The sequence below is a fragment of the Actinophytocola sp. genome, assembly GCF_035942955.1.
Taxonomy (GTDB): domain Bacteria; phylum Actinomycetota; class Actinomycetes; order Mycobacteriales; family Pseudonocardiaceae; genus DASYTH01.
In genome coordinates this window covers 1-20,653 of the sequence record NZ_DASZCQ010000101.1, presented here as the reverse complement: position 1 = coordinate 20,653, position 20,653 = coordinate 1, and the positions used below count along the sequence as shown (strand labels likewise).

Annotated in this window: 24 protein-coding genes, 4 tRNA genes and 1 pseudogene; 20 read left to right on the top strand and 9 right to left on the bottom strand. The window is 70.3% G+C overall.

Features of this window, described 5'->3' with window-relative positions:
* Positions 1–372: pseudogene (locus VGX25_RS10310) on the bottom strand (hypothetical protein); the annotation flags it as partial.
* Between VGX25_RS10310 and VGX25_RS10305 the strand changes: the two are divergent.
* Together VGX25_RS10305 and htpX are read left to right on the top strand one after the other, a co-directional pair.
* Entirely contained in the window at positions 356–1,147 is a 792-nt protein-coding gene (locus VGX25_RS10305; RefSeq protein ID WP_326917414.1) for a siderophore-interacting protein, read from the top strand. The pseudogene VGX25_RS10310 and the gene VGX25_RS10305 sit on opposite strands and share 17 nt — an antisense overlap.
* Before the next feature lie 93 nt (positions 1,148–1,240).
* Positions 1,241–2,101, top strand: coding sequence for a zinc metalloprotease HtpX (gene htpX / locus VGX25_RS10300; protein ID WP_326917413.1), 861 nt, complete (start codon positions 1,241–1,243; stop codon positions 2,099–2,101).
* Between the two features lie 178 nt (positions 2,102–2,279).
* Here the strand turns inward: htpX and VGX25_RS10295 are convergent.
* Positions 2,280–2,361, bottom strand: a tRNA-Tyr gene (locus VGX25_RS10295).
* Between the two features lie 118 nt (positions 2,362–2,479).
* Between VGX25_RS10295 and VGX25_RS10290 the strand changes: the two genes are divergently transcribed.
* The gene (locus VGX25_RS10290) at positions 2,480–2,971 is read left to right on the top strand and encodes a YajQ family cyclic di-GMP-binding protein (RefSeq protein WP_326917412.1); all 492 of its coding nucleotides are present in this window, start codon (positions 2,480–2,482) and stop codon (positions 2,969–2,971) included.
* Here VGX25_RS10290 and VGX25_RS10285 read toward each other — a convergent pair.
* Complete coding sequence (locus VGX25_RS10285) at positions 2,962–3,141, bottom strand: hypothetical protein (RefSeq protein ID WP_326917411.1); 180 nt, start codon at positions 3,139–3,141, stop codon at positions 2,962–2,964. The genes VGX25_RS10290 and VGX25_RS10285 overlap by 10 nt on opposite strands.
* A gap of 64 nt (positions 3,142–3,205) precedes the next feature.
* Here VGX25_RS10285 and rfbA point away from each other — a divergent pair, with 64 nt between their 5' ends.
* Positions 3,206–4,087, top strand: a complete 882-nt coding sequence (rfbA, locus tag VGX25_RS10280) for a glucose-1-phosphate thymidylyltransferase RfbA (RefSeq protein WP_326917410.1) — start codon at positions 3,206–3,208, stop codon at positions 4,085–4,087.
* 228 nt (positions 4,088–4,315) lie between these two features.
* Here the strand turns inward: rfbA and VGX25_RS10275 are convergent, their stop codons facing one another.
* Positions 4,316–5,560, bottom strand: coding sequence for an RNA polymerase sigma factor (locus tag VGX25_RS10275; RefSeq protein WP_326917409.1), 1,245 nt, complete (start codon positions 5,558–5,560; stop codon positions 4,316–4,318).
* A gap of 6 nt (positions 5,561–5,566) precedes the next feature.
* A complete protein-coding gene (locus VGX25_RS10270; protein ID WP_326917416.1) occupies positions 5,567–5,980 on the bottom strand; it encodes a YciI family protein in 414 nt (137 codons plus the stop codon).
* A 179-nt stretch (positions 5,981–6,159) separates the two neighbouring features.
* On the opposite strand from VGX25_RS10270, the gene VGX25_RS10265 reads away from it, so the two are divergent.
* From VGX25_RS10265 to VGX25_RS10235, 7 genes are all read left to right on the top strand, one after another.
* Positions 6,160–7,296, top strand: coding sequence for a winged helix DNA-binding domain-containing protein (locus VGX25_RS10265; RefSeq protein WP_326917408.1), 1,137 nt, complete (start codon positions 6,160–6,162; stop codon positions 7,294–7,296).
* 171 nt (positions 7,297–7,467) lie between these two features.
* Complete coding sequence (locus VGX25_RS10260; protein WP_326917407.1) at positions 7,468–10,152, top strand: EAL domain-containing protein; 2,685 nt, start codon at positions 7,468–7,470, stop codon at positions 10,150–10,152.
* A gap of 58 nt (positions 10,153–10,210) precedes the next feature.
* A tRNA-Thr gene (locus tag VGX25_RS10255) sits at positions 10,211–10,283 on the top strand.
* 54 nt (positions 10,284–10,337) lie between these two features.
* Positions 10,338–10,410 (top strand) — tRNA-Met (locus VGX25_RS10250).
* Between the two features lie 27 nt (positions 10,411–10,437).
* On the top strand, positions 10,438–10,602 hold the full coding sequence (gene rpmG, locus VGX25_RS10245) for a 50S ribosomal protein L33 (RefSeq protein WP_349256610.1): 165 nt from the start codon (positions 10,438–10,440) through the stop codon (positions 10,600–10,602).
* A gap of 17 nt (positions 10,603–10,619) precedes the next feature.
* On the top strand, positions 10,620–11,066 hold the full coding sequence (locus VGX25_RS10240) for a MaoC family dehydratase N-terminal domain-containing protein (protein ID WP_326917406.1): 447 nt from the start codon (positions 10,620–10,622) through the stop codon (positions 11,064–11,066).
* Positions 11,063–11,488, top strand: a complete 426-nt coding sequence (locus VGX25_RS10235; protein WP_326917405.1) for a MaoC family dehydratase — start codon at positions 11,063–11,065, stop codon at positions 11,486–11,488. The genes VGX25_RS10240 and VGX25_RS10235 overlap by 4 nt, the downstream gene beginning before the upstream one ends.
* A 56-nt stretch (positions 11,489–11,544) precedes the next feature.
* Here the strand turns inward: VGX25_RS10235 and VGX25_RS10230 are convergent, their stop codons facing one another.
* Positions 11,545–11,769, bottom strand: a complete 225-nt coding sequence (locus tag VGX25_RS10230) for a hypothetical protein (RefSeq protein WP_326917404.1) — start codon at positions 11,767–11,769, stop codon at positions 11,545–11,547.
* A gap of 309 nt (positions 11,770–12,078) precedes the next feature.
* Positions 12,079–13,284 carry a pyridoxal phosphate-dependent aminotransferase gene (locus VGX25_RS10225; RefSeq protein WP_326917403.1) on the bottom strand — a complete coding sequence of 402 codons (1,206 nt, stop codon included), beginning with the start codon at positions 13,282–13,284 and terminating at the stop codon, positions 12,079–12,081.
* A gap of 154 nt (positions 13,285–13,438) precedes the next feature.
* On the opposite strand from VGX25_RS10225, the gene VGX25_RS10220 reads away from it, so the two are divergent.
* The 5 genes from VGX25_RS10220 to rplA all read left to right on the top strand — a co-directional run bounded on the left by VGX25_RS10220 (position 13,439) and on the right by rplA (position 16,236).
* Positions 13,439–13,511, top strand: a tRNA-Trp gene (locus VGX25_RS10220).
* Between the two features lie 32 nt (positions 13,512–13,543).
* Positions 13,544–14,008 carry a preprotein translocase subunit SecE gene (gene secE / locus VGX25_RS10215; protein ID WP_326917402.1) on the top strand — a complete coding sequence of 155 codons (465 nt, stop codon included), beginning with the start codon at positions 13,544–13,546 and terminating at the stop codon, positions 14,006–14,008.
* 39 nt (positions 14,009–14,047) lie between these two features.
* Entirely contained in the window at positions 14,048–14,809 is a 762-nt protein-coding gene (nusG, locus tag VGX25_RS10210; protein WP_326917401.1) for a transcription termination/antitermination protein NusG, read from the top strand.
* Between the two features lie 77 nt (positions 14,810–14,886).
* Entirely contained in the window at positions 14,887–15,321 is a 435-nt protein-coding gene (gene rplK, locus VGX25_RS10205) for a 50S ribosomal protein L11 (protein ID WP_326917400.1), read from the top strand.
* A 195-nt stretch (positions 15,322–15,516) separates the two neighbouring features.
* Positions 15,517–16,236 (top strand): 50S ribosomal protein L1, encoded by a 720-nt coding sequence (gene rplA, locus VGX25_RS10200; protein WP_326917399.1) that lies wholly within the window; start codon positions 15,517–15,519, stop codon positions 16,234–16,236.
* A 45-nt stretch (positions 16,237–16,281) separates the two neighbouring features.
* On the opposite strand, the gene VGX25_RS10195 is transcribed toward rplA, so the two are convergent.
* Complete coding sequence (locus VGX25_RS10195; protein ID WP_326917398.1) at positions 16,282–17,463, bottom strand: FAD-dependent monooxygenase; 1,182 nt, start codon at positions 17,461–17,463, stop codon at positions 16,282–16,284.
* A 70-nt stretch (positions 17,464–17,533) separates the two neighbouring features.
* Here VGX25_RS10195 and VGX25_RS10190 point away from each other — a divergent pair, with 70 nt between their 5' ends.
* Complete coding sequence (locus VGX25_RS10190) at positions 17,534–18,124, top strand: PadR family transcriptional regulator (RefSeq protein WP_326917397.1); 591 nt, start codon at positions 17,534–17,536, stop codon at positions 18,122–18,124.
* A 6-nt stretch (positions 18,125–18,130) separates the two neighbouring features.
* Here the strand turns inward: VGX25_RS10190 and VGX25_RS10185 are convergent, their stop codons facing one another.
* On the bottom strand, positions 18,131–18,889 hold the full coding sequence (locus tag VGX25_RS10185; protein ID WP_326917396.1) for a hypothetical protein: 759 nt from the start codon (positions 18,887–18,889) through the stop codon (positions 18,131–18,133).
* A 252-nt stretch (positions 18,890–19,141) separates the two neighbouring features.
* Here VGX25_RS10185 and rplJ point away from each other — a divergent pair, with 252 nt between their 5' ends.
* The 3 genes from rplJ to VGX25_RS10170 form a co-directional block, all read left to right on the top strand.
* On the top strand, positions 19,142–19,702 hold the full coding sequence (gene rplJ / locus VGX25_RS10180; RefSeq protein ID WP_326917395.1) for a 50S ribosomal protein L10: 561 nt from the start codon (positions 19,142–19,144) through the stop codon (positions 19,700–19,702).
* Positions 19,703–19,737: 35 nt separating this feature from the next.
* A complete protein-coding gene (rplL, locus tag VGX25_RS10175; RefSeq protein WP_326917394.1) occupies positions 19,738–20,127 on the top strand; it encodes a 50S ribosomal protein L7/L12 in 390 nt (129 codons plus the stop codon).
* Positions 20,128–20,260: 133 nt separating this feature from the next.
* Positions 20,261–20,653: ABC transporter ATP-binding protein (locus tag VGX25_RS10170; RefSeq protein ID WP_326917393.1), on the top strand; the 393-nt coding region annotated here is incomplete at its 3' end.

Genomic DNA, 20,653 nt, shown 5'->3' with positions numbered 1-20,653 from the left:
GAGCAGCGGCGCGCGCCGCCCGGCGGTGTGGAGCGGACGCGAGGCCTGGGTGGTCGGGGGAGCGACCATCAGACGCAGGCGGCGGTCCGCTTCTGCCGCCTCGGCCATGGCGGCATCGGCGCGGACCCGGCGGAACGCGTTGAGCTTGGGCTGGGTGGCCTCGATCCAAGCCAGCGCGTCGGTGGTCAGCCGGGTCGACGTGACCTCGCCGGCGGCCAGGCGCTCGGCCAGGGCCTCCAGGCCGGCGAAGCGGAGGTCCTCGGTGCGCGGCTCGAGCATGGCGACCTCCTGTTCGTTCGAACGAACGGTACCGCGGGAGGAGTCGGGCCGGCGAGCCGCGTCATGATGGAAGGCGATGACGACGAGTTCCACGACCGCGGCCCCGCACGCTTCCCGCCGCCCGCCGGTGCGACTGTGGCGGGTGCCGGTCCGCCGGGTCGAGCGGGTCACGCCCAGAATGGCCAGGGTCACCGTTGCCGGCGACGAGCTGGCCGACTTTCCCGCCGCGGGCACCGACCAGAACGTGATGCTCTACTTCTATCCCGACGGCGTCACGCTGCCCGAGCCGCTCACGCTGGAGTCGGCCAGGGCCATGTGGTCCCGGGTCCGGCCGCTGACCAGGACGTACACCATCCGCCGGTACGACGGGGCGGCGTGCGAGATCGACTTCGACTTCGTGCTGCACGGCGAGCACGGGCTGGCGTCGGCGTGGGCCCAGCGCGTCCGGCCCGGCGATCAGGTGATCTTCGTCGGCCCGTCGCCCGCCTACCGCCCTGCCCCGGACGTCGACACCTACCTGCTGGCCGGGGACGAGACCGCGCTGCCGGCGATCGCGGCGATCCTGCGCGAGCTGCCGGCCGGGGCCCGCGCGCTGGTGTACGTCGAGGTCGCCGACGCCGCCGAACAGCAGCCGCTGCCCACCGCGGCGGCCGCCGAGATCACCTGGCTGCACCGCGACGGCCGGCCCGACCTGCTCGAGCGGGCGGTCCGGTCAGCCGTGTTGCCCGAGGACCGCACCGAGGCCTGGGTGGCCGGGGAGCGCTCCGCCGTGCTCGCCGTGCGCCGGCACCTGCTGGACGAGCGGCGGCTGGAACGGCACCGGGTGCGGCCGACGACGTACTGGCGCCGCGGCCAGAGCGGCAACTAACCACCAGGTCAGCGGGTCGGCAGGAACCTCACCGGAATCCGGTTCGTTCTCCCGGACGGACAACCCGCTGAAACCCATGGGAGGCGCCACGACGTGCACAGGCACTTCAACGGGCTGAAGACAGCGCTCCTGCTCGGCGGCATGAGTGCGCTCATCCTGTTGGTGAGCTCGCTGTTCGGACGTACTGCGCTGATCATCGGCTTCGGCATCGCCCTGCTGATGAACGGCTACGCGTACTTCAACTCCGACAAGCTCGCCTTGCGCGCCATGCGGGCCCAGCCGGTCTCCCAGGCCGAGCAGCCGGCGATGTACCGGATCGTCCGCGAGCTGGCCACCGCTGCCCGCCAGCCGATGCCGCGGCTCTACGTGAGCCCCACCATGGCCCCCAACGCGTTCGCCACCGGCCGCAACCCCCGCACCGCCGCCGTCTGCTGCACCACCGGCATCCTCGAACTGCTCAACGAGCGCGAGCTGCGCGCTGTGCTCGGCCACGAGCTGTCCCACGTCTACAACCGCGACATCCTGATCTCCTGCGTCGCCGGCGCCCTGGCCAGCGTGGTCAGCGTTCTGGCCAACCTCGCCATGCTCGCCGGCCTGTTCGGCGGCTCCAGCGACGACCGCCCCAACCCGCTCGCCATGCTGCTGATCGCCATCCTCGGCCCGGTCGCCGCCGGCGTCGTCCAACTGGCCGTCAGCCGCTCCCGCGAATATCAGGCCGACGCCTCCGCCGCCGACCTCACCGGCGACCCCTTGGCTCTGGCATCGGCCCTCCGCAAAATCGACATGGGCACCAAGGTCGCCCCCCTGGCCCCCGAACCCCAGGTGGTCTCCCAATCCCACCTGATGATCGCCAACCCCTTCCGCCCCGGCGAACGCCTAGCCCGCTGGTTCTCCACCCACCCCCCCATCGAAGACCGCATCCGCCGCCTGGAACAAATGGCCCGCGGCCACTGAGCCCAGCTCACCCACCCCTGATCGCCCGCCCCGCAACCGAATCGCTGGTCCCCCGCCAACGAACCCACGCTGGGTCGAAAGGAGCGAGCACCGTAGGGGGTTTGGGGGGCTCGGCCCCCAACATCATCCGGGTCGACGCGGTCCGCGCTTTCCGCGGACACACGTCGCCCGAGACACGTGCCGGGTGAAGGATTCGAACCTCCGTAGGCTGTGCCGGCTGATTTACAGTCAGCTCCCTTTGGCCGCTCGGGCAACCCGGCTTGGCTGGCGAAACGATACCTAATGGGGTGGGGGCGGTGCCAAGGCGGTATGGGTGTGCGGGGGTGGGGCGGCGGTAGCATCCGGGCTATCAGTCCTCGAGGTGGAGGTGCAGGAATCGTGGCGGACCCGTCGTTTGACGTGGTGAGCAAGGTCGATCGGCAGGAGGTGGACAACGCGCTGAACCAGGCTAGTAAGGAGCTGTCCACCCGCTTCGACTTCCGCGGCACCGGGGCGCGGGTGAGCTGGGCGGGCGACGAGGCGGTCACCATCCAGGCCGAGACCGAGGAGCGGTGCCGGGCGGCGATCGAGGTGTTCCGGGAGAAGCTGATCAAGCGGAACATCTCCCTCAAGGCGTTCGACGTGGGGGATCCGGCGCCGTCGGGCAAGGTGTACAAGGTGACCGGGACGATCGTGCAGGGCATCGCCTCGGACAAGGCGAAGCAGATCGCCAAGAAGATCAGGGACGAGGGCCCGAAGGGGGTCCAGGCGCAGATCCAGGGCGACCAGCTGCGGGTGTCCGGCAAGAAGAAGGATCACCTGCAGGAGGTCATCTCCCTGCTCAAGAGCGAGGACTTCGGCATCGCGCTGCAGTTCACCAACTACCGCTGATCCTGGGTGATCTCGTCGAGCTGGCGGACGAGGTCGGCGAGATCGGGGTTCTCGGTGTGCCCGGCCCTGGCGCCGTAGAAGCCGATGAGGTAGGCGACGCGGCACAGCTGCTGGTGGTAGCGGTCGGCACGGTCGCGTTCGCGGGCGGCTCTCGTCATGGCGTCGGTCATGGCGACCCTCACACGTTCGTGCCTGAAGGTAACGTCGCCGAAGTTATCGCCGAATGGGAGGTCAATGAAAGGCATCGTGCTCGCCGGCGGCAGCGGCACCCGCCTGCACCCGATCACCCAGGCGGTGTCCAAGCAGCTCCTACCGGTCTACGACAAGCCGATGGTCTACTACCCGCTGTCGGTGCTGATGCTGGCCGGCATCCGGGAGATCCTGATCATCTCCACCCCGGTCGACCTGCCCAACTTCCGGCGGCTGCTCGGCGACGGCGCGCACCTGGGGTTGCGGTTCGACTACGCCGAGCAGCCCGAGCCCAACGGCCTTGCCGAGGCGTTCCTCATCGGCGCGGACTTCATCGGCAGCGACGACGTGGCGCTGGTGCTCGGCGACAACATCTTCTTCGGCACCGGCTTCTCCGGCCTGCTGCAGCACGCGGTGTCCACCCTGGACGGTGCGGTGCTGTTCGGTTACCAGGTCAGGGATCCCGGCCGGTACGGCGTCGGCGAGGTGGATGCCGACGGCCGGCTGGTGTCCATCGAGGAGAAGCCGGCCAAGCCCCGGTCGAACCGGGCGATCACCGGCCTGTACTTCTACGACAACGACGTCGTCAAGATCGCCAAGAGCCTGACCCCGTCGGCACGCGGCGAGCTGGAGATCACCGACGTGAACCTGGAGTACCTGCGCCAGGGCCGGGCCCGGCTGCTCGACCTCGGCCGGGGCTTCGCCTGGCTGGACACCGGCACGCACGACTCGCTACTGGAGGCCGGGCAGTTCGTCCAGGTGCTCGAGCACCGCACCGGCGTGCGGGTGGCGTGCCTCGAGGAGATCGCCCTTGATCGAGGCTTCATCGACGCCGACGCCTGCTACGAGCTCGGCCGCAACCTCGCCAAGTCCGGCTACGGCGACTACGTGATGTCGGTGGCCATGGCGGCCGGCGCCGCGGGCTGACCCGCCGGTTCTTCGAGCTCGATGCAGGCGATTCTGCCGATGTGATCCGGGATTTGACTACCAGACCTCCGATGTCAGCAGGGATGGGAGTCAGAGGTGGTGCGAAAACTGAGGGGCACAGCCTGCCAAGCGCCGCCCGCAGGTAAGCCTTTTCTCGCCGCCGCCCACCTGCATCCCGGTCCCCCTCCCGCCGGTAGATCGGGCCGACGGGCCGCGGCATGACGGTCGTCACCCGGGGTCGGGGAGGCGGGCGGCGCGGGTGTGGAGGTAGCGCTGCTGGGGGAGGCTGTGGGTGAGGCGGGCGGCGGCCTGGTAGGCGGCGCGGGCGTCGGTGAGCGCGCCCGTCATCTCGAGAAGGTGGGCGCGGACGGCGTGCAGGCGGTGGTCGTCGGCGAGGCGGGGGTCGGTTTCCAGCTCGGCGAGCAGGGCCAGGCCGGCGGGGGCGCCGTCGGCCATGGCGACGGCGACGGCGTGGTTGAGGGAGACCACGGGGTTGTCGGAGGTCTGGCGGAGCACCTCGTAGAGGGCGACGATCTGGGGCCAGTCGGTGTCTTCCGGGGTGGGGGCCTCGTCGTGAAGGGCGGCGATGGCGGCCTGGAGCTGGTAGGGACCGGGGGCGCCGCGGGGGAGGGCCTCGGACAGCAGGGCGACGCCCTCGGCGATGTACGCCTTGTTCCACAATGTGCGGTCCTGCTCGGCCATGGGGATCAGCGCGCCGTCGGGTCCGGTGCGGGCGGGGCGGCGGGCGTCGGTGAGCAGCATCAGCGCGAGCAGGCCGGTGACCTCGGGGTCGTCGGGCAGCAGCGCGTGGACGAGGCGGGCGAGGCGGATGGCCTCGGTGGACAGCTCGACGCGGTACAGGGTCGGGCCGGAGGTGGTGGCGTAGCCCTCGTTGAAGATCAGGTAGAGGACGTGCAGGACGGCGGCGAGGCGCTCGGGGACCTCGGCCGGCGGGGGCATCCGGAATCCGACCCCGCTGCTCTTGATGCTCTGCTTGGCCCGGCTGATCCGCCGGGTCATGGTCGACTCCGGCACGAGGAACGCCCTGGCGATCTCGGCGGTGGTCAGGCCGCCGACCGCACGCAGGGTGAGCGCGATCTGCGAGGCCGGGGACAGCGCCGGGTGGCAGCACAGGAACAGCAGGATCAGGGTGTCGTCGGAGGGCGCCGCCGGACTGTCGGCGGGGGGCGCGATCCGGTCGGTCGGCAGGGTCCACTTGGCGACGGTGTCCTCCCGGCGCTGGCGGGCCTGCTCGGAGCGCAGCAGGTCGGTCAGCCGTCGGGAGGCGACGGTGAGCAGCCATCCCATCGGGTTGGTCGGGACGCCCTCCGTTGGCCACTGCGTGGTGGCGGCGAGGAGCGCCTCCTGCACCGCGTCCTCGGCGGTGTCGAAGTGCCCGTACCGCCGCACGAGCGCGCCGAGGACCCGCGGCGCAAGGCGGCGCAGCAGGTCCTCGACCTCGGCGTCGGCCACCAGCGGTCAGACGTCCAGCTCGGCGGCGGAACCGACGACCGGGCGCACGTCGACGTACCAGTCGCGGCCCAGGCTCGCCCCCTCCGGGTGCGGTGTGTCCGCCAGGCGTGCGGCGATCTCGGTAGCCCGGTCGAAGCTGTCGCACTCCACGATCGTGTAGCCGGCGAGCACCTCCTGGGTCTCCGCGTACGGCCCGTCGGTGACGACCGGAACGCCGTCCTTCAGCTCGATCCGCCGCGCGTGCACGGGCGCGGACAGTCCCTGGGCGTCGACGAACTCGCCGGACTCGACCAGGGCCCGGTTCCACGACTCCATGAACTCGTGCAGCTTGGCGACGTCCCCGGCGGACCAGGCCGGCTTGTCGGTGTCCTTACCGGTGAGCATGTCGTAGTCCCGCTGCGAGCCGAACATCATGATCATGTACTTCACGGTCTCTCCTCCCTGCCGGCACCCGGCGGTGCCTCTCACCCCAGACGTCGAGGCCACCGTTCCCACCCGGACACGGCCTGCCGACCGTGTTCGCATCCGGCCGGCGATCACCACGGGAATCTACTGCCGACCGGGCGTGCCTGAGCTGCCGCGGCGCTACCGTCGCCGGCGTGAAGGCGTTGACGGCGGCGCGGACCAGGGCCGCGCGGGCGCGGGCCCAGGGCCTCGGGGCGGAGCGGTCGGCGAGCACGGCCGACGCGGTGCGCCGGGTGGTCGGGCTGCAGGCGCAGGACGTGCGGGCCTGCCGGCTCGCGGTGCGGGTGCGGACCGCGGGCCTCGTGCAGTCCGATGTGGACGCCGCGGTTCGTGCTCGGCTCGTGGTGCGCACCTGGGCCATGCGGGGAACGCTGCACATGCTGGCCGCGGAGGATCTGTCGTGGACGGTCGGGCTCCTCGGGCCGTACTTCGCCGGGGGACTGGCCGGCCGCCGGCGGCAGCTCGGGCTCGACGAGGCGACGTGTGAGCGGGGCGTGGCGGCCGTCGACGCGGTGCTTGCCGAGTCCGGACCGCTGGTGCGGGCCGAGCTGGTGCGCCGGATCGCCGACCGCGGGGTGGTGCTGGACCCGCGGAGCCAGGCGCCGGCGCACCTGCTGGCGTACGCGGCGATGACCGGGCTGGTGTGCCGCGGGCCGGATGCCGACGGCGACGAGCCGACCTACGTCCGGGTCGCCGACTGGGTGCCCCCGCCGCCGCCCGTGCCGCCGGACGAGGCGCTTGCCCGGCTGGCGCGGCGCTACCTGGGCGGTCACGGGCCGGCGGCGGCCGAGGACTTCGCGTCGTGGTGCGGGCTGCCGCTCGGCCGGTGCCGGGCCGCGTTCGACGGGCTGGCCGGCGAGATCGAGGCCGTGGCCGTGGCCGGGAAGCGGGCGTTCGTCCTTGCCGGGCAGGATGTCGCGGTGCCGGCGGGGTCGCGGCCCGAGGTCCGGCTGCTCGGCCACTTCGACACCTACCTGCTCGGCTACCGGAGCCGGGAGCTGGCCGTGCCCCGCGAGTTCGACCGCCGGATCCAGGCCGGGGGCGGGTTCATCATGCCGGCGGTGCTCGTGGACGGGCGGGTGGTCGGCACCTGGCGGCAGACCCGCCGGCGGGACCGGGTGACGGTGACCGTCGATCCGTTCGACACCCTCGCCCGCCGGGTGTGGACGGGGGTGCGGGCCGAGGTGGCAGATCTTGGTCGTTTCCTGGGCGCCACCGGGGTTGTCGGCGATTCGTGGGTTCCGCTCCGGAGTCATGATCTTCGCACGTGACGCGGCCCGTGGTGGGCCGGCCGGAGGCATCCGGGCGGCCGGTCGGCGCAGTCGGAATCTTCGCCCGATCGGGGTACAGTAACGCGACCGTGACGTGCCCACCGTATGCCGTCATCAGTGGTGGGACAACAGTGTCTAGTTGCTCGGACCCGGACGGCCGAGGAGGTGTGCATGCCGGACCAGTCTGGTGCGAGCAACACCGAGGTTCTGCCGGCCGTCGTGCCGGCGCCCGCGTTACCCGTCCCGCACCTGACTGAGGATCAGCTCCCGAACCGCCGGTTCGTCGTCTTCTCGATGACCGTGTTGATCTTCGGGCTGATCGCCGCCGCCCTGGTGTCGTGGTGGCAGCCGATGGAGCCGCGCGCCGAGTGGATCTGGGTGGGCATCCTGCTTGCCATCGGGTTCCTGGTCGCCGAGCAGCTCGCGGTCAACATCGACGTCCGCGGCGGGGTGTCGTGGACCATCTCGTTCACCGAGATCCCGTTGGTCATCGGGCTGTTCGTGGCGCCGTTCCAGGTGGTGCTGGCCGCCCACCTGGCCGCGGGGGTCGGCACCTACCTGGCCCGCCGGGTGCAGGACCGGATCGTCTACAACACCGGCGTCTTCATCATCGAGATCGCCAGCGCCTTCTCGGTGGCCGCGCTGCTGAACACCACGCTCGGCGGGCTCGGGCCGCAGTGGCTCGGCGTGCTGGCCGGCGCGCTGGCCGCGCCCGCGTCGAGCACGCTGCTCGCCCTCGTCGCGGTGCACATACTCGGCCGGCGGATGCGGGTCGGCGCCGCGATCCGGCTGGTGTCCCGGATCCTCGTCCTCGGCGTCGTGAACGCCTCCGTCGGCGTGGTCGGCTACCAGGTGGCCGCGCACATCGAGGCCGGCTGGCCGCTGGTGCTGATCGCGCTCGGCGGGCTGTCCGCGCTGTACCTGGCCTACTCCGGGCTGGTGCGCGAGCAGCGGGACCTCGAGGCGCTGTCCGAGGTGAGCCTGATCGTGGCCCGCGCGGGGCACCGGGCGGCCGCCCGCCCGGCCACCGGGCTGGACGACACCGCCGACATCGACATCGACGAGTGGCAGGGGATCGCCCACCGGATCAAGGATCAGCTGGGCGCGGCCCGGGTCGTGATCCGCCTGCAGCTGGGCGGCCATGGTCCGATGCGGGCGTTCGTGTCCGGCGAGCCGCTGCCGGCCGAGCTGTACACCCTCGAGGTGAGCGGTGTGAAGGCCGACCCGCTGCTGCGGCTGCCCGGCTCACACGTGCGGCACTTCCGCCGGTCCGACTCGGTGCCCGAGATCCGCCAGTCGCTCATGCGCCGCGGCGTCGATGAGGCGCTGGTCGTTCCGCTGCGCAGCGCCAACCACCTGCTCGGCTTCGTGGAGGTGCACGACAAGCTGTCCCGCTGGCGCGGGTTCGGGCAGGCCGACCTGCGCATGATCGGCACGACGGCGAGCCACCTGGCCACCGCGATCGACAACCGCCGGCTGCTCGCCACGCTGCGCCATGACGCGTACCACGACCCGCTCACCGGGCTGCTCAACCGGCCCGGCTTCCGGCAGGCGGCCGGCGAGCGGCTGCGCGTCGACCCCCGCTCCGTGGTGCTGCGCATCGACCTCGACGTGCTGTCCACGATCAGCGACGCGCTCGGCTACGCGTGGAGCGACCGGATGGTGATCACGGCCGGCCGGCGCCTGCGCGACGTGCTCGGCACCGACGTGCCGCTGGCCCGGCTGGAGAGCGGGGCGTTCGCCGCGCTGATCACCGACGTGTCGCTGGAGGAGGCGCACGCGGTGGCGGAGCGGCTGTGCACGGAGCTGTCCGCGCCGTACCCGGTCGACCGGCTGACCGTCGAGGCCGGCTCGGTCATCGGCTACTCGTCCCCGTCGACGATCGCCGGCGGCCACGGCGGCGCGGAGATCGACACCAACCCGACCGTCGCGCTGGACGTCGACACGCTGCTGCAGCGGGCCGACGTCGCGCTGCGCGCCGCGCGCTCGAGCGGCGAGAAGGTGCGCGGCTACCTGCCCAGCATGGGGCAGATCTTCCTGCGCCGGTTCCAGCTCGTCAGCCAGTTCCGGGCGGCGCTGGAGACCGGCGAGGTCAAGGTGCATTACCAGCCCAAGGTGGCGCTGCCCAGCCGGCAGCTGCTCGGCGTCGAGGCGCTGGTCCGCTGGAAGCACCCGGAGTTCGGGCCGCTGGACCCCGACGAGTTCGTGCCGGCCATCGAGGCCGCCGGGCTGGTCGACGCGCTCACCGACTTCATGCTGGACCAGGCGCTGGTCCGGGTGCGCAAATGGATGGACCGCGGCCTGTGGCTGTCCGCGGCGGTGAACATCTCCGTGCGGTCGCTGGCCGAGGCGAGCTTCCCGGACCGGGTGGCCGAGCGGCTCGAGCGGCACCGGGTGCCGGCCGAGCTGCTGACGCTGGAGCTGACCGAGTCCGGCGTGATGGCCGACCCGCAGCGGGCCCTTCCGGTGCTGCGCCGGCTGCACACGCTCGGCGTGGTGCTGGCCGTCGACGACTTCGGCACCGGCTACTCCTCGCTGGCCTACCTGCGCCAGCTGCCGGTGGACGAGGTGAAGATCGACAAGAGCTTCGTCCTCGGCATGGGCTCGGACCTCGGTGACCTCGCGGTGGTCCGCTCGATCGTGGAGCTCGGCCACTCGCTGTCGCTGACCGTGGTGGCCGAGGGCGTCGAGGAGGACATCGCGCGCGACCAGCTCGCCGCGATGGGCTGCGACGTCGCCCAGGGCTACCTGATCTCCCGGCCGCTGTCGGAGAACCGGCTGGAGGCGTGGCTGCAGGCCCGCACGACGCAGGCGCCCGGGCTGCGCAACGAGACGGTGCTGACGCTGTCGTCGTGAGCAAGAACCCGGTTTCCCAACCCCGGGCCACCTTGTGTACCCTCGTCAAGGCCTGCCCGCCCCAATAGCTCAGTCGGCAGAGCGTCTCCATGGTAAGGAGAAGGTCTACGGTTCGATTCCGTATTGGGGCTCGATGACAAGATCGCGGTGCACCGCTGTGGGGTACCGCGGCATAGTCATGTCGGGGCGGTGTAGCTCAGTCGGTAGAGCAAGCGGCTCATAATCGCTGTGTCGCCGGTTCAAGTCCGGCCACCGCTACTCGAGGGAAGAAGGAGAGGCCAGGCCGTGGCTGCCACTGACGTGCGACCCAAGATCACGATGGCGTGCGAGGAGTGCAAGCACCGCAACTACATCACCAAGAAGAACCGGCGTAACGACCCGGATCGCATGACCCTCAAGAAGTTCTGCCCGAACTGCGGCAAGCACACGTCGCACAAGGAAACCCGCTGAGCGACGCCGCCTGACCGATGGCGCTCGATCAGTCGTTCAAGGGGCGGACCTACCCCCCGACCTGGGTCTACGAGGTCAGCCGGGAGAAAATCAAGGAGTTCGCCGACTCGATCGGCGACTCCAACCCGCTCTACCACGACCCCGAGGCCGCAAGGGCCGCCGGCCACGAGGACGTGCTCGCGCCGCCCACCTTCGTGACGATCATCAACCTGCGCGCCATCGACGTGATCATCCACGACCCCGAGCTGGGCCTCGACTACGGCCGGATGGTCCACGGCGACCAGACCTTCAGCTACGCCCGCCCGGTCCGGGCCGGCGACCGGCTCACCGTCACCAGCTACGTCGACGACATCATGACCAGGGCCGGCAACGACTTCCTCGCCATCCGCGCGGAGATCAACACCGAGGCCGGCGAGCTGGTCGTCACCGCCCGCGCCTCCCTCGTCGTACGGGGAAAACAATGATCAACCCGGCCGCCGCCTCCGCCTCCGTCGGCGACGAGCTCCCACCGCTCAACGTCCGGATCACCCGCAAAGATCTGATCAAATACGCCGGCGCCGCGCTCGACTTCAACCCGATCCACTGGAACGAGAAGCTCGCCCGCGAGGTCGGCCTCCCCGACGTGATCGCCCACGGCATGCTCACCATGGCCCTCGGCGGCCGCCTCGTCACCGACTGGCTCGGCGACCCCGCGTGCATCGTGGAGTACGGCGTCCGCTTCACCCGCCCCGTCATCGTCCCCAACGACGACCTCGGCGCCCTCGTCGAACTCACCGGCAAGATCGGCGCCCGCCGCGACGACGGCACCCTCCGCATCGACATCACCGCCCGCTTCGACGGCCGCACGGTCCTCGGCAAAGCCACCGCATTCGTCCGGGTTCGGTAGTGGCGGCGCGGCCAACGCCACGCCGCCACCACCGAGACGCTCACCCCCGCTTCGGTTCAGCCGATCGCCGCGACCCAGAGAATGCAGATGAACAGGCCGACGACGGACACCGCCAGCCCCGCGATGGCAATACCCTTGTTGTTCGCCTTGCCGTTGCTGGCGTAGTTCAGGCCCACCGCCGACAACACGATCCCGATGATGACCAGCGGCCACGCGATCACGCCAATGATCGGGATGACGCTGAAGATGAGCCCGATCAAACCGCACACGAAGCCGGCCACGCCCAGCCCGTTCTGCGGCTGCGCTGAGTGGTACGGCTGGGAACTCCCTTGTGGTACTTGCATCTCATCCCTCAGTTCGTGCGTTCCGTACCTGCGGAACGCCGGATCGTCGAAACACGGCCGGCTCGTCAATCAAGATCAAAAAGCACGTTGCACTACGCGAGTTGCGAGCCGTGCAGGATTGTATGTGTGATCTTCGTGAGGGGTTCGGCAGCCCTCGCGCAGTAGATCGCCAAGCCGAATCACCGAGCTGGAACCCCCGCCCACCAACGCCCCCAGCCCCGGGCCCCCGGATCCAGCCCGCCGGGCTTACCGCGCCTCGCGCAGCAGGTCTCCCATCCGCGTCACGCCGGCGGCGAGGTCGTCGTCGCCGAGGGCGTAGGAGAGGCGGAAGTAGCCGGGGGTGCCGAATGCCTCGCCGGGTACCACGGCGACTTCGGCGTGCTCGAGGACGAGGGCGGCCAGCTCGACGCTGGTCTCCGGGCGTTGGCCGCGGATCTCCTTGCCTAGCAGGGATTTTACCGAGGGGTAGGCGTAGAAGGCGCCTTGCGGGGTGGGGACGTCGACGCCGGGGATGTCGCTGAGCAGCTTGATGATGGTGCGGCGGCGGCGGTCGAAGGCCTCGCGCATCTCGGCGACGGCGTCGAGCGGGCCGGAGACGGCGGCGAGCGCGGCGCGCTGGGAGACGTTGGCGACGTTGGAGGACAGGTGGGACTGGAGGTTGGCGGCCGCCTTGGTGATGTCCGGCGGGCTGATCATCCAGCCGACCCGCCAGCCGGTCATGGCGTAGGTCTTGGCGACGCCGTTGACCACGATGCAGGTGTCGGCCAGGTCGGGCACGGCCACCGGCATGGACACGGTCTGGACGCCGTCGTAGACGAGGTGCTCGTAGATCTCGTCGGTGATCACCCAGATGCCGTGCTCGACGGCCCAGCGGCCGATCGTCTCGACCAGATGGCTTGGGTAGACGGCGCCGGTGGGGTTGGACGGGGAGCAGAACAGCAGCGCCTTGGTGCGCGGGGTGCGGGCGGCGTCGAGCTGCTCGACGCTGGCAAGGTAGCCGCTGGACTCGTCGGTGACCACGGGCACCGGGACGCCGCCGGCCAGTGCGATCGCCTCGGGGTAGGTGGTCCAGTATGGCGCGGGCAGCAGCACCTCGTCGCCGGGGTCGAGGAGCGTGGCGAAGGCCTGGTACACGGCCTGCTTTCCGCCGTTGGTCACGACGACCTGGCTGGCCGTGACCGGGTAGCCGCTGTCCCTCGCGGTCTTGACGGCGATGGCCTCGCGCAGCTCGGGCAGGCCCGCGGCCGGGGTGTAGCGGTGGTTGCGCGGGTCCTTGGCCGCCTCGACCGCGGCCGCCACGATCGAGGCCGGGGTCGGGAAGTCCGGCTCCCCTGCGCCGAACCCGATGACGGGTCGGCCGGCCGCCTTGAGCGCCTTCGCCTTGGCGTCCACCGCCAGGGTGGCCGACTCGCTGATCCCACCGATTCGCGCCGAGACGCGCCTTGCCGCCATGGGCACATCGTCTCAGACCGGTCGGTTGGGGGGATCCCCAGGTGTTGCCGTAGACTTCGGAACTTGGAACGTCACCGCCAGCCCCACGGTGCGAGTGGGGAGGGTCGATGGCGTCCACCGAACGCGGCTACGCACCCCCTCGCGGCGGCCGCGGAGGGGCGTAGCTCAACTGGCAGAGCAGCGGTCTCCAAAACCGCAGGTTGCAGGTTCAAGTCCTGTCGCCCCTGCACCAGACCAAGAGGTGAGCGGAGGAGCTGGCGTGGCCGACAACACGGAGCGGGAAAACGGGCAGGAGCGCCCCTCTCGTCCGGTCACAGCCGCGTCGCGGCGCGAGCGCCGGGCCACTGCGCGGCCGGCCGCCCGCAAGGACCCGGTCGAGACCGCCGAGACCACGAAGGCGAGCCCGAAGGGCAAGACCGGCCCGGACGCCAAGGGCAAGGTCCGCCGCGCGGCCAAGCCGGAGCCGGCCGAGAAGGCCGCCGACGCCAAGGGCCGGCCGACGAGGGCGCGGGACGACAGCAAGGTCGCCAGGCAGGGCCTGTTCGCACGGATCTTCCGCTTCCTCCGCGAGGTGGTCGCCGAGCTGCGCAAGGTCATCTGGCCGACCCGCAAGCAGATGATCACCTACACCGCCGTGGTGCTGGTCTTCCTTGCCATCATGGTGGCCTTGATCGCGGGGATGGACTTCGGTCTGGCCAAGGGTGTGCTGTGGGTGTTCGGGTGAGCCGGACGACCCATCGATGAAAGGAAAGCGAGACCCATTGTGAGCTCCGAGAACGGCGCCGTCGGCAGCGACGAGCTGACCAGCCTGCCCGACAGCGTCGGTGACGACGCTGACGCGGCGGTCGTGCCCGCGCCCGCGGAGGCCGAGGAGCCTGCCGAGTCCCAGGACGTCGCGGACGGCGACGGCGAGATCGCCGACCCGGCCGCGGAAATGCGTGAGGCGCTACTCAAGGCCGACGGCGAGTGGTACGTCGTGCACTCGTACGCCGGCTACGAGAACAAGGTCAAGGCCAACCTCGAGACCCGGATCCACTCCCTGGACATGGAGGACTACATCTTCCAGGTCGAGGTGCCAACCGAGGAGGTCACCGAGATCAAGAACGGGCAGCGCAAGCAGGTCCAGCGCAAGGTGCTGCCCGGCTACATCCTGGTCCGGATGGACCTCAACGACGCCTCCTGGTCCGCGGTGCGCAACACGCCGGGCGTCACCGGCTTCGTGGGCGCCACCTCGCGGCCGTCCCCACTGTCCATCGACGACGTGCTGAAGTTCCTGCTCCCGCAGGAGCAGCAGGCCAAGCCCGCCGGCGCCGGCAAGGCCGCGGCCGCGCCGGCCAAGGGCCCGGTCGTGGAGGTGGACTTCGAGGTGGGCGAGTCGGTCACGGTGATGGACGGCCCGTTCGCCACGCTGCCGGCGACGATCAGCGAGGTCAACCCGGACGCGCAGAAGCTCAAGGTCCTGGTGTCGATCTTCGGCCGGGAGACGCCGGTCGAGCTGTCGTTCAGCCAGGTCTCCAAGATCTGATCAGTCTACTTCGGACTGGCAGCCGCCCGGCCGCCGCCATTCGGCCGTGCGGAACGACGGAAAGTAGGAACACAGGAATGCCACCCAAGAAGAAGAAAAAGCTTGCGGCGATCATCAAGCTGCAGATCACGGCCGGCATGGCCAACCCGGCGCCGCCGGTCGGTCCGGCGCTCGGCCAGCACGGCGTGAACATCATGGAGTTCTGCAAGGCCTACAACGCCGCGACCGAGTCGCAGCGGGGCACCGTGGTGCCGGTCGAGATCTCCGTGTACGAGGACCGGTCGTTCGACTTCAAGCTCAAGACGCCGCCGGCGGCCAAGCTGCTGCTCAAGGCCGCGGGTGTGGAGAAGGGCAGCGGCGAGCCGCACCGCAACAAGGTCGGCAAGGTCACCTGGGACCAGGTACGTGAGATCGCCGAGCAGAAGAAGACCGACCTCAACGCCAACGACGTCGACCAAGCCGCCAAGATCATCGCCGGCACCGCTCGGTCCATGGGCATCACGGTCGAGTAACTCGGGTGCGAGTCGGCCGGCGATGTCTGGACTGAGGAGCAGCGCAGGTCGCCCAGCGACCGAGCAGCGACGAGGGAAGACATCGCGTCAAGGCCGCGAGCCGTCCGAGCGAGGAACGAGCGAGGACAATTCAACACCGTGGGAGGGCCCGCGCTGGCCCGCACCACAACTGATCCACAGAATCGAGGAACAGCAATGGCAAAGCGCAGCAAGGCGTACCGCTCCGCCGCGGAGATGGTGGACCGGACGAAGCTGTACTCGCCGCTGGAGGCCGTCCGGCTCGCCAAGGAGACCAACAAGGTCAAGCTGGACGCGACCGTCGAGGTGGCCATCCGGCTCGGCGTCGACCCGCGCAAGGCCGACCAGATGGTGCGCGGCACGGTGAACCTGCCGCACGGCACCGGGAAGACCGCCCGCGTCGTCGTGTTCGCCGCCGGTGACAAGGCCGCCGAGGCCGAGGCCGCCGGCGCCGACTGGGTGGGCGTCGAGGACCTCATCGAGCGGGTCCAGGGTGGCTGGACCGACTTCGACGCGGCGATCGCCACCCCGGACCAGATGGCCAAGGTCGGCCGGATCGCCCGGATCCTGGGCCCCCGCGGCCTGATGCCGAACCCGAAGACCGGCACCGTGACCATGGACGTCGAGAAGGCGGTGCGGGACATCAAGGGCGGCAAGATCAACTTCAAGGTGGACAAGCAGGCCAACCTGCACCTGGTGATCGGCAAGGCGTCGTTCGAGCCGGAGAAGCTCGTGGAGAACTACGCCGCCGCGCTCGACGAGGTCATCCGGGCCAAGCCGTCCGCGGCCAAGGGCCGGTACCTCAAGAAGGTCACCTTCAGCACCACGATGGGGCCGGGCATCCCGGTCGACCCGGCCCGCACCCGCAACCTGCTGGTCGAGGAACCGGCCTCCTGAGCAACGACGACGAGGGCCCCACCCGGCGTGGGGCCCTCGTCGCTTTCAGACCCCGACCGGGGACTCCCAGTCGATGTGGTGCTCCCACATCCAGGTGAGGTCCTCGGTGTCGCGCTTGAGCTTGAACACCAACGGAAGCAGCAGTCGCAACAGCAGCCCCGGCGCCTTCCCGTCGCCGTTGCGCTTGCCCTGCGCCACCGTCCGCTCGACCCGCTCCCGGCGGAGCCGCTCGTAACCGGCGAACGCCGCGTCGATGCTTTCCAGGTCGCGCAGGCACTTGGCCAGCACCAGCGCGTCCTCCATGGCCATCGCCGCGCCCTGGCCGGCGGCCGGTGACATGGCGTGCGCCGCGTCGCCGATGATGATCATCCGGTCCCGGTGCCAGGTCGGCACCGACGGGAAGTCGTAGGTGCTCCACGGTGCGGCGATGTCGTCGGTCGCCTCGATCAGCCGCACCGCGGGCGTCGCGTCCCTGCCGAACAGGTCGAGCAACCGCGCCCGCCACGCCTCCGGCGAGATCGCGGCGAGCTCGGCCCGGCTCAACTCCTTGGCCTGCGGGGGATTGGCGAACCACCACACGGCTCCGTCGGGATGCAGGATGTAGGCGAAGAAGCACCGCCTGCCGAAGATCATCTGGAACACGCCCGGCTCGGCGTCCACGGCTACGCCCCGCGCGATGCCGCCGGTGTTGAGCAGCGGCACGTACCGCGCCTCGGGTGCGGCAGGGTCGATCAGCCCGCGGGTCACCGACCGCAGCCCGTCGGCGCCGATCAGCAGGTCGCCCTCCGCCTCGCTGCCGTCGGCGAACCGGGCCACGACGCCGGTCGCGGTGCGCTCGGCGTCGACCAGCCGCTTGCCGTGCTCGACCGGCACGCCCCGGCACCGGGCCTCGTCGCGCAGCGCGCCGTACAGGGTGGCCCGCATGATCGTCTGGGTCACGGTGCCGTCCGGCAGCGCACCGGTGGGGAACTCGGCGAGCCGGCGCCCGCCACCGGTCAACAGCGCGATCGTCGGGGTGTCGAACCCCTTGTCCCGCACCAAGGTGTGCAGATCGAGCGCGCGCAGCGCATCCAGTCCATTGACGGCCAGGGTGAGGAACGCGCCGACGCCATTCGCGTCGCGCGGGTAGGCCTCGTACACCACCGGGTCCATGCCCGCCTGCCGCAGCGCCATGGCGGTCACCGGCCCGGCGATCCCGCCTCCAATGATCAGTGCCTTGTAAGTCATACTATGACTATACATACTATAACTATCGACGGCAAGGAGGGTCGGGATGACGGTGGCTAGGGTGGCGGACGTGACGGGTCGAGCCCATTCCCCGCTGGCGTTGGTGGTGCTGGCCCTGCTGGCCGAGGCGCCGATGCACCCGTACCGGATGCAGCAGCTGATCAAGGAGCGGGGCAAGGATCAGATCGCCAACGTCGCGCAGCGCAACAGCGTCTACCAGACGATCGGGCGCCTCGAGCGGGCCGGCCTGATCGCGGTTCGGGAGACCGCCAGGGAGGAGGGCCGGCCGGAGCGCACCGTCTACGAGATCACCGACGCGGGCCGGGCCACGTTCACCTCCTGGGTGCGCACCATGCTCTCCGCCCGCGCTCGCGAGTTCCCCGAGTTCCCCGCGGCCCTGTCGGTGCTGATGCTGCTGGAGCCGGAGGACGTGCTGCGCCAGCTGGAGACGCGGGCCGGCGCCCTCGAGGCCGAGCTAGCCTCGTCCGGCGCGGAGATCCCGGCCGGGCTGCCGCGCCTGTTCCTCCTCGACGACGAGTACCGCGACGCGGTGACCCGAGCCGAGCTGCGCTGGGTGCGCTCGGTGATCGACGACCTCAGATCCGGCCGCCTCACCTGGAACGAGGAGCTGCTCCGCCGCTACGGCGAGCCCGGCTCCTGACCGGAGTCAGCAGCTCTCCAGCCGGTGCCCGGTGATGATCCACTGCCCTAGCTCGACCCGGCTTACCGTGAACTCGCCCAATCTAGGACCCGCGCTGACTCCCAGCTCGCACGAGCTGATCGCGATCATGTCCCCGTGGGGCTCCCCGCGCTTGCCACGGAAGTCGGGCTCGGCGTAGGCGTTCATGCTTCCGGGGGCCTTGTCCACCTGCGCGTTCAGCTTCGCGACTGCGGCGGGACAGTCGGTCGCGTTGTAGTTGTTGGCGAATTGCTGTGCGGCCTCATCGGTGAAGACACCACAGGCGAACGTTTCCGAGTTGTCCGCGATGCGCTGGTAGACCTGGCGCACTGACTCGTAAGGGGAGTCCTTGAGGATGTGGTTGGTGTGGTAGGTCCCGCCGCCGCCCCCCGTGCTCGACTGCTGGTCGCCACTCGCGCCGAAGGTGAGCACCGCGAGGCTCACGATCGAGGTGAGCAGCAGGGGCCACCACAGCGGCGCGGTGAGCACGATGATCGCCAGCAGCGCCAGTCGGCGGAACAGTTTCCCACGCAGGATCCGTTGCCACAGCGGGCGTTTCGGTGCGGGCGGCAGCAGCAGCTCGTTGCCGCCCTGCTGGCGCATGAGCTCCTGGAACTGTTGGAACTGCTGGAACTGGCGGACCTGCTCCGGGTCGATGGGTTGCGGTGGTGGGCTGGGCGAGGACGGCGCCGGTTCGCCTGGCGGGCGGAGCGCCGGCGGTCCGGACTGCTGCTCGTTCTCGGGCACGACCTCCATCATGCAGGGTGAGTTGGAGCGCCGACACCCGGTCACGTACTCTTGGCGAGGTTCTACCGAAGACCGCTGGTTCCTCCCTCTGGAGGCGAAGGTCCCGCGAACGCGGGCGGCCCGCGCAGGAGGACGTGGTTATCCGAGCGCATCCGCGCTCATGACGCCCCGTGCTGCTGCGCCGGGGCGTTCGTCGTCTCCCGGGGTCGGACTCCTGCCGGCGGTCACGACACCCAGAGAGGAGGCGACGCCATGGCGAAGCCGGACAAGGTGGCGGCCGTCAGCGAGATCGCGGAGAAGTTCCGCTCCAGCTCGGCGGCGGTCATCACCGAGTACAGCGGCCTCACCGTGTCCCAGCTGACCACGCTGCGTCGCTCTCTCGGCGCCGGCGCGACCTACCGCGTTGCAAAGAACACCCTGGTCAAGCGCGCCGCCGAGGATGCCGGCGTGCAGGGTCTCGAGGAGCTGTTCATCGGGCCCACCGCGATCGCCTTCGTCACGGGCGAGCCGGTGGACGCGGCGAAGGCGCTTCGGGACTTCGCCAAGGACAACAAGGGGCTGGTCATCAAGGGCGGCTACATGGACGGCCGCCCGCTGAGCGTGGACGAGGTCACCAAGATCGCCGACCTCGACTCGCGTGAGGTGCTGCTCGCCAAGCTGGCGGGCGCCATGAAGGGCAACCTCTCGAAGGCGGCCGGCCTGTTCGCCGCGCCCGCCACGAAGGCGGCCCGCCTGGTCGCCGCCCTGCAGGAGAAGCGCGCCGCCGCGGAAGGGCCGGCCGAGGCCCCCGCGGAAGCCCCCGCCGAGAGCTGAACAACCACCAGTAGTACAGAGAGGAACCCGCCATCATGGCGAAGCTGAGCAACGAGGAGCTGCTCGACGCGTTCAAGGAGATGACGCTGCTCGAGCTGTCGGACTTCCTGAAGCAGTTCGAGGAGACGTTCGACGTCACCGCGGCCGCCCCGGTCGCCGTGGCCGCCGGCCCTGCCGGCCCGGCCGCGCCCGTCGAGGCCGCGGAGGAGAAGGACGAGTTCGACGTCGTCCTCGAGGCCGCGGGCGAGAAGAAGATCCAGGTCATCAAGGTGGTCCGCGAGGTCGTCTCCGGCCTTGGCCTCAAGGAGGCCAAGGAGCTGGTCGAGGCCGCGCCGAAGCCGGTCCTGGAGAAGGTCAACAAGGAGCAGGCCGACGCCGCCAAGGAGAAGCTGGAGGCCGCCGGGGCTTCCGTCTCCCTGAAGTGACCCGTTCGGCATTCCGGCCCCCGACTGGCCGCACAGTACGTAACTGGGTAACTTGCCCACCCAACTGACGAGTAACCCACGCGTGCCGCGGTCGTTGCACGTAGGTGAGGCCCGAGCGGATGCGGGAGGTTCGATGGGCGCCGAGGTCGTCGTCGAGGGCCTGACCAAATCGTTCGGCCGGCAGACCATCTGGCGGGACGTCACGCTGACGCTGCCGCCGGGTGAGGTCAGCGTGATGCTCGGCCCGTCCGGCACCGGCAAGTCGGTGTTCCTCAAGACGGTAATCGGCCTGCTCAAGCCCGACCGGGGCAGCTGCGTGATCAACGGCGTGGACATCTGCACCTGCTCGGAGCATCAGCTTTACCAGACGCGCAAGCTGTTCGGAGTGCTGTTTCAGGATGGTGCGTTGTTCGGGTCGATGAACCTGTATGACAACGTGGCGTTTCCGTTGCGGGAGCACACCAAGAAGTCCGAGGCGGAGATCCGGCGGATCGTGCTGGAGAAGCTGGAGATGACCGGGCTGCAG

Excerpts from the sequence above, each read along its gene's own strand:
- VGX25_RS10225 (WP_326917403.1), bottom strand. The coding sequence starts at position 13,284 with ATGGCGGCAAGGCGCGTCTCGGCGCGAATCGGTGGGATCAGCGAGTCG.
- rplL (WP_326917394.1), top strand. The coding sequence starts at position 19,738 with ATGGCGAAGCTGAGCAACGAGGAGCTGCTCGACGCGTTCAAGGAGATG.
- VGX25_RS10240 (WP_326917406.1), top strand. The coding sequence starts at position 10,620 with ATGGCGCTCGATCAGTCGTTCAAGGGGCGGACCTACCCCCCGACCTGG.
- VGX25_RS10285 (WP_326917411.1), bottom strand. The coding sequence starts at position 3,141 with ATGACCGACGCCATGACGAGAGCCGCCCGCGAACGCGACCGTGCCGAC.
- VGX25_RS10235 (WP_326917405.1), top strand. The coding sequence starts at position 11,063 with ATGATCAACCCGGCCGCCGCCTCCGCCTCCGTCGGCGACGAGCTCCCA.
- rplJ (WP_326917395.1), top strand. The coding sequence starts at position 19,142 with ATGGCGAAGCCGGACAAGGTGGCGGCCGTCAGCGAGATCGCGGAGAAG.
- rplK (WP_326917400.1), top strand. The coding sequence starts at position 14,887 with ATGCCACCCAAGAAGAAGAAAAAGCTTGCGGCGATCATCAAGCTGCAG.
- VGX25_RS10195 (WP_326917398.1), bottom strand. The coding sequence starts at position 17,463 with ATGACTTACAAGGCACTGATCATTGGAGGCGGGATCGCCGGGCCGGTG.
- rfbA (WP_326917410.1), top strand. The coding sequence starts at position 3,206 with ATGAAAGGCATCGTGCTCGCCGGCGGCAGCGGCACCCGCCTGCACCCG.
- VGX25_RS10260 (WP_326917407.1), top strand. The coding sequence starts at position 7,468 with ATGCCGGACCAGTCTGGTGCGAGCAACACCGAGGTTCTGCCGGCCGTC.
- rplA (WP_326917399.1), top strand. The coding sequence starts at position 15,517 with ATGGCAAAGCGCAGCAAGGCGTACCGCTCCGCCGCGGAGATGGTGGAC.
- VGX25_RS10305 (WP_326917414.1), top strand. The coding sequence starts at position 356 with ATGACGACGAGTTCCACGACCGCGGCCCCGCACGCTTCCCGCCGCCCG.
- VGX25_RS10270 (WP_326917416.1), bottom strand. The coding sequence starts at position 5,980 with ATGATCATGATGTTCGGCTCGCAGCGGGACTACGACATGCTCACCGGT.